Here is a 12,920-nt window from a genome sequence, read left to right as displayed (position 1 = left end):
TCTTAAATCTTCGAAAAACTATGTCAGAAAACGTTGTTGTTATCTATTCAGGAGGCATGGACTCCTTCACCGTGCTGCACAAAGCACTTAAAGCAGGCAAAAAAGTTCATGCGCTGAGCTTTAATTACGGACAACGCCACAAGAAAGAACTCGATTATGCTGCCAACGTGTGTAACTCGCTTAACGTTCCCCACAAAATTGTAGATATTAGCGCCATAAATACGCTCATAGGGGGTTCTGCGTTAACCTCAGACATCGAAGTTCCAGAAGGCCACTATGAAGAGCCAAGCATGAAGCAAACCGTGGTGCCCAATCGCAACATGATTTTGTTATCGCTGGCCGTTGGCTATGCAGTAAGCTTAGATGCTAACGAAGTTTATTACGGCGCTCACTCTGGCGATCACGCTATTTATCCAGACTGTCGCCCTGAATTTGTTCACAAAATGAATGATGTGTGCGGCATTGCGAACTACACACCCGTAACCATCATGACGCCTTATATAGACGATAGCAAAACCGCTATCCTAACCGACGGCCTGTCGATGGGACTGGATTATGGCCAAACGTGGACCTGCTATAACGGCAGAGAAAAGGCGTGCGGAAAGTGCGGTGCATGCGAAGAGCGCTTAGAGGCCTTCAAAGAAAATAACGCCGTCGATCCTCTCGAATACGAATAAAGAACGGTGGAATAAAAAACACCTCTTATTGTTTATTTACGCTTGATTTAACGCATTTAAAATAAGAGGTGTAATCTCAGGTGCTTGTTGTAACTACTTTTGACTCTCGGAAATGAAGTAGCTCAATTCTTTGATACAATGGCGTAACACAGGGTTTAATCGCGTATTTTTACCGTTCATTACAAACAGTTCGTGACTGAATTTAAATAAGCTCCCTTTTGCAATAGGTACGAGCCCCAGTGCGGCGCCCTGCTCTTTCGCCATATAATCCGGTAACAGACCCACATACTCACCTGTCATTATCGCAGACATCGCTGCATCGAATGAGTCTGAGAAAGTCTGAATAGATAACCTGGTTTCATCTTCGATATAGTTAGCCGACGATAAGCCAGAAATACCAATTGCAGGATAGTCCCCTATTTTTACCCCTTCTGGTAATTCAGTATCGCGATACTTTGCTAAAGGGTGTGTCGGTGCACAGTAAAGCCGACCTTCAGTTTTAATGCCAACAGGATGAAAGGTTACTGATTCCGGTTTAACCATGTCATAGGTTGATACAACGAGGTGGCACTCACCAGATAGAGCAACATGCTCTACTTCGTTGTATAGACGGGTTTGGATATTTACGTGAATGTCGTCAAACTTCTTCATCGTGCTTTTAACCGCTTTACTCACGGCTAAATGCATAGAAAGCGGAAGGCCAGCCATCAATACCAAAGTGATATGGCCTGAGTAGTCATCATGCAGAGATTTAAGATTGAAAACAAAGTTATCGAAGGCATTGAAGATGCGTTTGGTTTCTTGGAAAACGACTTCACCCTCTTTCGTCATCTGGAAGCCACCACGGCCGCGATGACACAACACCAAATCTAAACGTTCTTCCAGTTTTTTAATAGCTGCACTGATATTAGGTCGTTGCATGCGCAACACGGGTTCTGCCGCAGTAAATCCGTTGCAGCTAGCCACAGCGTAAAACACACGCAGTAGCTTTATATCTGACTCCTGAAGACGATTAAGCATATTAGCACCTGTTTATAGGTATAGTTATCGATACTCAACTTAGAACTATATGCAACTAATTGCCCTATTACAACGACATTTTGTGGCTTTTCATCTCATTTCTTATTAAAAATTTGCGTTTTGTGCTACCGAATTCTCATTGTTAATGACTAATTTTGACGGGAGGGTAAAGGGATCCACTGAAAACAATGGGCATGAAGCTGCAATGGGTTATCCGGTTTTATACGGAAAGCGCCCATATACAGCTTTAGATAGTATGAGATCTCGCCACTATTAAGAAAGCGTAACAACTTGCTTTCGAAGCGCTTCAATATCGTCTCGTAACGACGCCGCTTTTTCAAATTCAAGCTCACGAGCGAATTCAAACATTTGCTTTTCAAGCTCGGTAATTTGATCCATCAACTCAGTTGCACTTGCTGCTTTCTGTTGCTTCTTCTTCTCTTCCACTTTACGCAATCTGACTTTACCTGAGGCAGGATGCGCACTTTCACCTAAGTCCATAATATCAGTGATAGGCTTATTAAGTCGCATCGGCGTAATACCGTTTGCCTCGTTGTGCGCCATTTGCTTTTCACGACGGCGTTCAGTCTCGTCCATCGCTTTTTTCATCGACTTGGTAATACTGTCAGCGTACAAGATAGCTTTACCATTCACGTGACGTGCGGCTCTACCAATAGTCTGGATTAACGAACGCTCGGCGCGCAAAAAGCCTTCTTTATCGGCATCTAAAATCGCCACCAGCGACACTTCTGGCATGTCTAAACCTTCACGTAAAAGGTTAATACCTACCAACACATCGAATTTACCCAGTCGCAAGTCTCGGATTATTTCAATTCGCTCTACCGTATCGATATCCGAATGCAGATAACGAACTTTAACGCCGTGCTCATTTAAATACTCGCTTAAATCTTCAGCCATACGCTTGGTTAAGGTAGTAATAAGCACACGTTCGTCTAGTTCTACCCGCTTTTGAATTTCAGACAGGACATCATCTACCTGAGTCGCTACTGGGCGCACTTCAATAACAGGATCTAGCAGGCCTGTTGGACGCACCACCTGCTCTACTATCTCACCGTCAGTTTTCTTTAATTCATAATCGCCTGGTGTCGCAGAAACATAGATGGTTTGGGGGCAAATCTGTTCAAACTCTTCAAACTTAAGCGGACGATTGTCCAACGCCGACGGCAGCCTGAAACCAAATTCCACTAAAGTCTCTTTTCTTGAGCGATCCCCGCGATACATAGCTCCTACTTGAGAGACTGTTACGTGAGACTCATCGATAAACATCAAGCCGTCTGCAGGAAAATAATCCAATAAGGTTGGAGGTGGTTCGCCCGGTGCTCTGCCTGAAAGATAGCGAGAGTAGTTTTCGATCCCCGAGCAATAGCCAAGCTCCATCATCATTTCGATATCGAACTGAGTGCGCTGCGAAATACGCTGCTCTTCAATCAGCTTATTCGCCTCCTGAAGCTGCTTTTTGCGCTCGCCAAGTTCTTCCTTGATATGCTCAATAGCATTGAGGATTTTCTCTCGAGGGGTTACATAGTGCGTTTTAGGAAAAACCGTTGCTCGAATAACCGACTTATCGACAGCCCCGGTTAGCGGGTCGAACAGACTAATTTTATCTATCTCATCGTCAAACAGCTCGACCCTTACGGCTTGCTTTTCAGAGTCCGCAGGGAAAATATCTATAACATCGCCACGTACACGGAACGTACCCCTTTCAAACGCTAAATCGTTACGCTTGTACTGAAGTTCTGCAAGGCGACGTAAAATGTCACGTTGGTCCATGGTGTCGCCTTGACGAAGGTGCAACAGCATTTTCATGTAGGATTCAGGGTCGCCCAAACCGTATATAGCCGACACACTCGCTACAATGACTACGTCTCTGCGTTCCATTAACGCTTTGGTGGCGGACAGTCGCATTTGCTCAATGTGATCATTGATTGACGCGTCTTTTTCAATAAAGGTATCTGTACTTGGAACGTAGGCTTCTGGCTGGTAGTAATCGTAATATGAAACGAAGTACTCTACGGCATTATTGGGGAAGAACTCTTTCATTTCCCCGTAAAGCTGAGCCGCTAATGTTTTGTTGTGTGCGAGAATAAGCGTTGGTCTCTGCACTTCTGCGATGACGTTGGCCATAGTAAAGGTTTTACCCGACCCAGTAACACCCAGCAGTGTTTGGCCGGCCAAGCCACTTTCCAGTCCATCCACCAAGGCTTCTATTGCCTTTGGCTGGTCGCCTGCTGGCTTGTATTTAGAATGAAGCTCAAACCCTCTACTCATTAACTTAACCTTTTCTTTAGATTACTGCTTGCCGACTTATTTGCGGACTTACTTAACAAAGGGATATCTTGCACAACGCTTAGGAGATACATACCCTTACTTTAACTAGGCTGAGAACTTACCGTGTCTGTTTCAAACTGAGTGACCGCGCGCTTGAAAACAAAAAACGAAACGCACGCCATGGCAAAGTTGGCAATGACCGTCCCCACAAACAGCCCTTTTAGGTCAAAGAGAAAACTGCCCGCAACGCTGATAGGTACGAAAAAAACAAATAAGCGGATGACACTTAATATTAATGCAGTCATTGGTCGATGCATGGCATTTAACGACGAATTAGTCAGAATGATAATGCCTTGCATGCCATAGCCTAACGGAACGATCATCAAAAACAGCTGTATAAGTACACTAACCTCGGCTTCGTTGGCAAAGGCAACAGCTATCCAGCTAGAAAGTGCCCACATAACAAGAAAAATAACGAACTGCCAAATAAGAACAAATTTCAGAGTAAGCGAATACGCCCTTTTTACTCGATTGACTTGGCCTGCCCCCACGTTCTGACTGATAAACGGTGGCAGAGTCATGGACAGTGCAAGAACAACGATACTCGCAATAGATTCCATTCTATTACCTACTCCCCACGCTGCAACCGCCTCAGCACCGTAACCTGCAACAACAGCCGTCATTACACCACCTGCAACAGGGGTAAGCATATTTGCCCCCGCCGCAGGCAGCCCTATTTTTAGAATTTCACGACTGCTATCACGTAGTTCAGAAAGCGTAAGTAGTCGAGGCAGCATTAGTTTTCGGCGCACAGCCAAAATGTAAAGTATCCAAAATGCGCCAACAATCCACGCTATAAAGGTAGCAAGTGCTGCACCTTTTATTCCCATCGCCGGAACAGGACCAAGACCGAAAATGAAAATAGGGTCAAGTAACGCGTTTAATCCGCCTCCCGCAGCCATTACTATACTTGGTGTTCGGGTATCGCCACAGGCACGCAGCACACTATTGCCCACCATTGGCATGGCAAGGAAAATACTCGACAAGTACCATAATCCCATATAGTCAGAGATATACGGCATTAGGTTTTCCGTTGCGTTAAGCAACTTGAACACAGGCTCAATGGTAAACAAGCCAATTATGGCTAATGTCCCTACTAACAAAACGGACAGCATTATCGAACCCGTCGCATAATGTTGGGACTTGGTTATTTCTTTACTGCCCTGCAACTTTCCTATTATTGCAGAAGTTCCAATACCTAAACCTATGTTCAGGCTTATTACTGTAAAAGTAACGGGAAAGGTAAAACTAATAGCGGCTAAAGGGTCGGTGCCCAATAAGCTCACAAAAAAGGTATCGATAAGTCCAAAACTCATCATCATTACCATTCCTAATATCATCGGAATGGTCATACGCTTTAACGTAGTACCTATATCTCCTTCCAATAAGTCGGAAGTACGTTGTTTAGCGTTACTTTTAATCACTTGAGCTCCGGCAAACTTAAATCCCCTTTTTAATTGCGCGTTAGTGTAAAAGAGTGAACTTTAATTAGCTACGCGGAATCGACAAACAAAACAAAGCATAAGAGGGCTGTAAGTAAAGCTATGTTTTTGCCAAAAATAAGCGCGTTGAAACAATTCGCTCGCAACGCGACAAAAACCTTAGTTTTTAATAAAGAACAATTCAAAACCAGTATGTATAAGTTTGTGACAGTTTAATTTCTATCCTGTTTCACTTTTAATATTGCGGTTAAGCGCCTGAGGCATGTTTAACTGCCCTAATAAGACGTATAAAAGTCAGACTAAAATGTTAACAAATTGTAAGACCTTGAGAAATAAGATGGATTTCATTGAATAGCATTTAGAAATTCGTTGAATTAACACACAAGCTACTTTTTGTTCAACTGATCTATTTCGATCGGGATTAAAGATCATAAAAATCCATCTAACATACTGTATTGAAAAGATTATCCCATATATTTCACTGCAACTTACTTAGATCAATACACATGTGATCTTGTAAATAGTCAGAGCGAATCTAAGCTATCAACATAGTTATCCACAGATTTAGTGGATAACTAACGCCAGACCATATTCGGCGGGATTTCGTGCTCGATTAATTTCTCAGCACGTAAGTGGTGACTAACCTTTTAATCCTCAGGTACAGGTTACAGATTTATTAAAGCCTGTACATAATACCAGTATGGAAGCGCTTTTTTATTCTAATTAGTTATACCAACTAACTTTAAAGAGATATATGAATAAAGAGAATCCGTTAATGCCTGAATTATAAAAACTACCTTTTATTTATAAGCTAACGGACGATAATGTGTAGATATTAACCACCACTTTCACTACATTGACGACAAAATGAGCACAAAAGCCGTAAAAAGCTATTTTTTGCGCAGTCAGCACAAATATTTCATTTATATTGTTGACAGTTCCTAAGTACGTCTTTAATATTCGCCTCCGTTGAAGCACAGGTCCCCCTTAGCTCAGTTGGTTAGAGCGACGGACTGTTAATCCGCAGGTCCCCCGTTCGAGTCGGGGAGGGGGAGCCAACTTCAGCGACAACTTAGGTGTCGATTCCCCCTTAGCTCAGTTGGTTAGAGCGACGGACTGTTAATCCGCAGGTCCCCCGTTCGAGTCGGGGAGGGGGAGCCACTTAGTTGGCTCTCGAATCGCCTCACTCACATCACTCTATTTTAATTCCTAAAACAGCGCGTTTAGACATTAAATAACCCTAATTCAATCAAGTTGTTAAACCCGTTCTAAAAAGGGATAATAGACCTAATCTGTTTTTCTTTTTAAATCGCGGGCATTGTCCGTCAAGATTCCTCGAAGGAATTGCGTTATTCATGACTGAATTTTTACTGCTATTGATTGGTACAGTATTGGTTAACAACTTTGTGTTGGTTAAGTTTCTCGGCTTATGCCCGTTTATGGGTGTGTCTGGCAAACTGGAAACCGCCATGGGTATGTCTATGGCAACCACATTTGTACTCACCCTTGCCTCTGCATCAAGCTACTTAGTGGAAACCTATTTACTTGCTCCACTAGGCATTGGTTACCTTAGAACGCTTGCTTTTATTCTCGTAATAGCGGTAGTTGTTCAGTTCACGGAAATGGTGGTACACAAAACAAGTCCCACATTATATAGATTGTTAGGTATATTCCTCCCTCTTATCACGACCAACTGCGCAGTACTTGGGGTAGCACTTTTAAACCTCACAGAACAGCATAATTTCATGCAGAGCCTTATATATGGTTTTGGTGCCGCGGTAGGTTTCTCTCTCGTTCTTGTTTTGTTTGCAGCCATGCGTGAGCGTTTAGCTGCTGCTGATGTGCCTGTATCTTTTAAAGGTGCTTCAATCGCTATGATTACTGCTGGTCTCATGTCCCTTGCGTTTATGGGCTTTAGTGGATTGGTGAACGTGTAATGACGATATCTTCTGCAATTATATTCGCCGTTATTGCCATTGGCGCCCTTGCGCTTATATTTGGTCTGGTTTTGGGCTATGCCAGTATTCGCTTCAAAGTAGAGGGCGACCCTCTTGTTGAGCAGATTGATGCTGTTTTACCACAAACCCAATGTGGTCAGTGTGGGTATCCCGGTTGTAAGCCCTACGCGGAAGCTATCGCAGAGGGTGATGACATAAATAAGTGCCCTCCCGGCGGCGAGGCAACTATCAAGAAACTTGCAGATTTGATGGGGGTTGAACCTAAGCCCCTTGATGCTGCACACGGCGAAGAAGACGTTAAAAAAGTTGCCTTCATACGCGAAGATGAGTGTATCGGCTGTACCAAATGTATTCAGGCCTGCCCTGTCGACGCCATTTTAGGTGCAGCAAAACATATGCATACAGTCATTACTGACGAGTGCACGGGGTGTGATCTTTGTGTAGACCCCTGCCCTGTCGACTGTATCGACATGGTGCCTATCGCTCAAACAACTTCTACATGGAAGTGGGATTTTGAATCATCGCCTAAAGGTGATATCCCCATCAAAATGGTGTCTTAATTGTGATGTATCCAAGTTTTGATTCAATTATAGAAACCCTTGAAGCGGGAAAAATGTACTCATTTCCAGGTGGTGTACATCCCGAAGATAAGAAATCTCTGTCTAATACATCGGTAATAAAAAAGCCGTCGTTACCTGAGTTATTAGTAGTTCCACTAAGACAGCATATCGGTTCAGACGGTATCTGCTGTGTAGAAGTTGGCGATACCGTATTAAAAGGGCAAATTCTTTCGCAAAGCTCTTCGCCTTTTTCAGTGCCAGTACACGCGCCAACTTCTGGCGAGATCGTTGCTATAGCACCGCATGTGGTGGCTCACCCCAGCGGCTTAACAGAGATGTGTATTTCGATACGTCCTGATGGAAAAGATACATGGTGCGACTTATCTCCAATTGCTAATTACAGTGAAGTAGATAAAAACAAGCTAATTGAGGCTATCTGCCAAGCTGGTATTTCAGGAATGGGCGGCGCAGGCTTCCCTACTCATATTAAAACCTCAACCTCTAAGCCTGTTGAGTTTCTTATTTTAAATGGAATTGAGTGCGAGCCTTATATTACCTCTGATGATAGGCTGATGCGCGAGCACGCGTGGCAAATACGTCAAGGTTTGGACATCCTCACTCACCTTATCGGACCCAAGGCAATTGTCGTTGCGGTTGAAGACAACAAACCCGAGGCGTTTGAGGCACTCAACATTGCGTGTCAGGATAAGAAGGACTACCGCGTTGTTAGCGTTGAAACTAAATATCCTGCCGGCGGTGAAAAACAATTAATTCAAGTATTGACTGGCCGAGAGGTGCCAAGAAACGGTTTGCCTGCCGACGTAGGCGTGATGATGTTTAACGTGGGCACCTGCTATGCCATTGCAGATGCTATTTTACACGGCAAGCCGCTGATTGAACGGGTTGTTACCGTAACTGGTGAAGCTGTTGAATCACCAAGCAATTTTAGAGCGTTGTTGGGTACGCCCGTTTCTCATCTATTGGATGAAGCAAACTACAACCCGAAAAAACAGAAAGCACCTAAAGTGATTATGGGCGGCCCTATGATGGGCTTTACCTTATCCGACGCGACTATACCTGTAGTAAAAACCACGAACTGTTTGCTGGTACCAGCGAAAAAAGAGCTAGTAGACGACAACGCTGAGCGCCCTTGTATTCGCTGTAGTGCTTGTGCCGACGCATGCCCTGTATCGTTGCTCCCCCAACAAATGTTTTGGCATGCAAAAGCGAAAGAGTACGACAAGGCCGAGGAATATGACCTTTTCGACTGTATTGAGTGCGGCGCATGTGCTTATGTTTGCCCCAGTGAGATCCCGCTTGTGCATTATTATCGCCAGGCTAAATCTGAGATACGCGTTCAGCGCGACGAAAAGAACAAGGCAGAAAAGGCTAAGCAGCGTTTTGAAGCACGAAAAGAACGCTTGGAGCGTGAGAAACGTGAGCGCGAAGAAAAACATAGAAAAGCGAAAGAAGCCCGCTTAGCGGCGAATAAAGCCAAAGAGCAAAGTACTGTAACTGCTGATAGCGCTAGTGGCGCTGTTGATGCCAGCGCAACCGAAGCGAAAGATAAGGTTGCGGCAGCGCTTGCACGCGCGAAAGCAAAGAAAGCAGCGATGCAGGCCAACGGGAAGGGTGAGAGTACTACACCAAATACCGATGAATCAGGCATTGCAGTAGACGATAAAAAAGCACAGGTCGCTGCTGCTGTTGCCAGAGCAAAGGCGAAAAAAGCCGCACAAGCTCAGAATGAATCTCAACTTGAACGCGCGGACAATCAAGTTGAACAGGCGTCATCGTCAGAAGATGATAAAAAGGCAAAGGTGGCAGCGGCAATCGCCAGAGCTAAAGCGAAAAAAGCTGCACAAGCCCAAAATGAAACACAAGGTGAAAGCGCTGACGAGCCCTCAGTCACTGAACAGCCAAGTAATCAAGTATCGTCACCAGAGGATGACAAAAAGGCAAAAGTCGCCGCCGCCATCGCCAGAGCAAAAGCCAAAAAAGCTGCGCAAGCTGGCCAGTCTGTGGAATCGTCGTCAGAAGAACAAGCGGATAAGCACAACGAAGAAAATACTGAACCTTCCAATAGCGAAGACAATATCGACCTCTCAGTTGAAGAACAGAAGAAGGCGAGAATTGCAGCAGCCGTAGCAAAAGCTCAGAAAGCGGCTAAGAATGGTGTAAATGGGCAAACTGATAAGCCGGTTTCAAAGCAGGCTACGCCTCCCCAGGTTCACGCGCAATCAAGCAATCAGCCTAAAAACCAGCCCGATGAGAAACAAGCACGAATTGCGGCTGCGGTAGCAAAAGCGAAAGCTAAAAAGGCTGCCTCGCAAAAAGCACCAACACTTAGTTCAGCAACTCATGGCGATGACGTGACGCAAGACGTTAGCTCGCCTCTAAAAGCCAATGATCAGAGTACCTCTGTTCCAGACAGCGGTGAAAGAGACGATTACGCTAAAGCCACTGTTTCCAACACCAGCGAAGCAGAAGAGAAGAAAGCCCGCATTGCTGCAGCCGTGGCGAAAGCTAAAGCCAAAAAAGCAGCTAAGCAGGAAGCAAACCAAGCAAGCGAGCAAACTGATTCTTACGAAAAAGAGCAAGATCCACAGTCACTGACCACGTCTGAAACGCCAGATGCCTCTAATACACCTAGCGAGAAAACAAAAACTGCTTCTTCAACCAATGAAGTTGACGAGAAAAAGGCTCGCATTGCCGCGGCTGTGGCTAAAGCTAAAGCGAAAAAGCTCGCACAAGAAAGAAAAGAAATTTCAACAAGTTCACCAGCCTCTGCTGAAGTAGAAAGTAATACATCACAAGAGCAAAGCGTCTCACCTTTAAAAGAAGACATAAAAACTAAGACGCAAGGGAATTCTCAGCCCACTGAGCAAGATGAGAAGAAAGCGCGTATAGCAGCAGCCATTGCGAAAGCTAAAGCAAAGAAGGCGGCCGCTGAACAAGAGAAAGAATCATAATGAAGTTAAGTTTATCGAGTTCACCACACCAAAGGGTAAGACGCGATACCGGCCAAGTCATGCGTATGGTGATTTACGCCATGATCCCCGGCATGATTGCACAATCCTTCTTTTTTGGTTGGGGAGTGCTAATTCAAGCGGTCATCGCAGTAGTGAGCGCCCTCGTTATTGAAGGCGTGATTCTCTTTCTGAGAAAACGACCTATTGAACGTACGCTGACTGATTACAGTGCGGTATTAACCGGGTTACTCATAGCCATTAGTATTCCTCCTACCCTACCTTGGTGGATGACGGTTACGGGTGTTTTCTTCGCCATCGCTGTGGCCAAACAGGTGTACGGCGGGCTTGGATTTAATATTTTCAACCCCGCTATGATTGCATACGTGGTTCTGCTTATTTCATTCCCTGCGGCTATGAGCTTGTGGCTACCACCCGCCACTCATGCGGGCATCACACCAAGTTTCTTCGACTCGGTATCGCTTATATTTACTGGCTTTACCACAAGCGGATACGATGTCACTCAGCTTAAAACCATCGCCGATGGTGTAACCATGGCGACACCGTTAGACACATTGAAAACCGACCTAACCCAAGGCGTAACATACTCAGAGTCATTAGCGAAGCCAATCTTCGATGGCGGAGTATTCGAAGCTGCGGGTGCAGGGTGGGGAATGGTAAGTCTCGCTTATCTACTTGGCGGCCTTTATCTATGGAAAGCCCGCATTATAAGCTGGCATATCCCTGGCGGCATGCTGCTAAGTGTGTTTGTTTGTGCATCACTGCTTCATTTAGTTAACGCCGATTACTATGCTTCACCGCTATTTCATTTGTTTAATGGTGCAGTAATGGTAGGCGCATTCTTCATCGCCACCGATCCGGTTTCAGCGTCAACAACGCCAAAAGGCCGCATTATATTCGGTGCAGCGATTGGTTTTTGGGTGGTAATAATCCGTACCTTTGGTGGTTACCCTGATGCTGTGGCGTTTGCAGTTATTATTATGAACATGGCGGTGCCTTTGATTGATTATTACACCCGCCCTCGCGTATACGGGAAACATGTAGGCAAAGGCCGAGGTAAGCAGCAATGATGAAAGAAAGTCTGGCCAAAAATGGCTTCATGTTAGGTGCGTTCGCCGTTGTTACTACAGCATTAATAGCGCTAACCTTTTTTGGTACCGAAGACAAAATTGAGCAACAAAAGCAGAAAAAACTGCTAAGCGTGCTCAATGAAGTAGTGCCTAGCGAATTTCACGACAATGCGCTTTACGCCAACTGCACAGAAGTAAATGCTCCCGAACTTGGCAACAAAAAGGCCCACAAAATTTATCGAGCTACGCTCAACGGCAAACCTAGCGCTTTAGTGTTAGAGGCCACTGCTCCAAATGGTTACAGTGGAGATATTGATATTGTAGTGGGTGTAGAAGTCAGCGGACCTGTTAGTACCGGTTCATCACAAGACGTGAACACTGATTCGCTCAACAGTGAAAGTGAAAACGTTAATGTTACCGCGTTGGCACTCTCGGACACGCCAGCGCCTACTAATGCGACTCATCACGACGAGAGCGAACCCCACACTAAGACAATCAATATGAAAGTGCTTGGCGTGCGCGTTATTGAACACAAAGAAACGCCAGGGCTTGGCGATAAAATAGAACTTGCCGTTAGTAACTGGATAACCACATTTAGCGGAAAGTCTTTTTCACCTGATAATTTGGCACCTTGGCAGGTCAAAAAAGACGGCGGCGAATTCGACCAGTTCACAGGGGCTACCATTACGCCGAGAGCGGTAGTAGGTGCAGTACGTGATGCTTTACTTTACTCACATGCCAACCAGTCTGTGCTTTTCGACGCACCTAACACCTGCGCAAATACAGATTCCGTTGAAACGATTGATGCCGTTAACGTGAATGAAGCTCAACCTCATAGTGTAGAGGAGCTATAA

General features: G+C 45.0%; 9 protein-coding genes and 2 tRNA genes. 8 read left to right on the top strand and 3 right to left on the bottom strand.

Annotated features, from left to right (window positions below; genetic code table 11):
* The first annotated feature begins 20 nt into the window (after nucleotides 1-20).
* On the top strand, nucleotides 21-677 hold the full coding sequence (gene queC, locus BGK61_RS07895) for a 7-cyano-7-deazaguanine synthase QueC (RefSeq protein WP_014975995.1): 657 nt from the start codon (nucleotides 21-23) through the stop codon (nucleotides 675-677).
* Nucleotides 678-770: 93 nt separating this feature from the next.
* Here queC and BGK61_RS07890 read toward each other — a convergent pair whose 3' ends face one another.
* The 3 genes from BGK61_RS07890 to BGK61_RS07880 form a co-directional block, all read right to left on the bottom strand.
* On the bottom strand, nucleotides 771-1,697 hold the full coding sequence (locus tag BGK61_RS07890) for a LysR family transcriptional regulator (RefSeq protein WP_014997769.1): 927 nt from the start codon (nucleotides 1,695-1,697) through the stop codon (nucleotides 771-773).
* A 273-nt stretch (nucleotides 1,698-1,970) separates the two neighbouring features.
* Nucleotides 1,971-3,986 (bottom strand): excinuclease ABC subunit UvrB, encoded by a 2,016-nt coding sequence (gene uvrB / locus BGK61_RS07885; protein ID WP_014997768.1) that lies wholly within the window; start codon nucleotides 3,984-3,986, stop codon nucleotides 1,971-1,973.
* 101 nt (nucleotides 3,987-4,087) lie between these two features.
* Nucleotides 4,088-5,470 (bottom strand): MATE family efflux transporter, encoded by a 1,383-nt coding sequence (locus BGK61_RS07880; protein WP_076012265.1) that lies wholly within the window; start codon nucleotides 5,468-5,470, stop codon nucleotides 4,088-4,090.
* A gap of 999 nt (nucleotides 5,471-6,469) precedes the next feature.
* Here BGK61_RS07880 and BGK61_RS07875 point away from each other — a divergent pair.
* The 7 genes from BGK61_RS07875 (at nucleotide 6,470) to BGK61_RS07845 (ending at nucleotide 12,920) form a co-directional block, all read left to right on the top strand.
* Nucleotides 6,470-6,546, top strand: a tRNA-Asn gene (locus BGK61_RS07875).
* A gap of 26 nt (nucleotides 6,547-6,572) precedes the next feature.
* A tRNA-Asn gene (locus BGK61_RS07870) sits at nucleotides 6,573-6,649 on the top strand.
* A gap of 194 nt (nucleotides 6,650-6,843) precedes the next feature.
* A complete protein-coding gene (gene rsxA, locus BGK61_RS07865) occupies nucleotides 6,844-7,425 on the top strand; it encodes an electron transport complex subunit RsxA (RefSeq protein ID WP_014997766.1) in 582 nt (193 codons plus the stop codon).
* Entirely contained in the window at nucleotides 7,425-8,006 is a 582-nt protein-coding gene (gene rsxB / locus BGK61_RS07860; protein WP_076012264.1) for an electron transport complex subunit RsxB, read from the top strand. Before rsxA ends, rsxB begins: the two co-directional genes overlap by 1 nt.
* A 5-nt stretch (nucleotides 8,007-8,011) precedes the next feature.
* Nucleotides 8,012-10,978, top strand: a complete 2,967-nt coding sequence (gene rsxC, locus BGK61_RS07855) for an electron transport complex subunit RsxC (protein ID WP_076026044.1) — start codon at nucleotides 8,012-8,014, stop codon at nucleotides 10,976-10,978.
* Nucleotides 10,978-12,066 (top strand): electron transport complex subunit RsxD, encoded by a 1,089-nt coding sequence (gene rsxD / locus BGK61_RS07850; protein ID WP_014997763.1) that lies wholly within the window; start codon nucleotides 10,978-10,980, stop codon nucleotides 12,064-12,066. Before rsxC ends, rsxD begins: the two co-directional genes overlap by 1 nt.
* Entirely contained in the window at nucleotides 12,063-12,920 is an 858-nt protein-coding gene (locus tag BGK61_RS07845; protein ID WP_076012326.1) for an RnfABCDGE type electron transport complex subunit G, read from the top strand. Before rsxD ends, BGK61_RS07845 begins: the two co-directional genes overlap by 4 nt.

Source organism: Alteromonas abrolhosensis (assembly GCF_001953635.1).
Classification (GTDB): Bacteria; Pseudomonadota; Gammaproteobacteria; order Enterobacterales; family Alteromonadaceae; genus Alteromonas; species Alteromonas abrolhosensis.
This window is presented reverse-complemented; position numbering and strand designations above follow the sequence as displayed.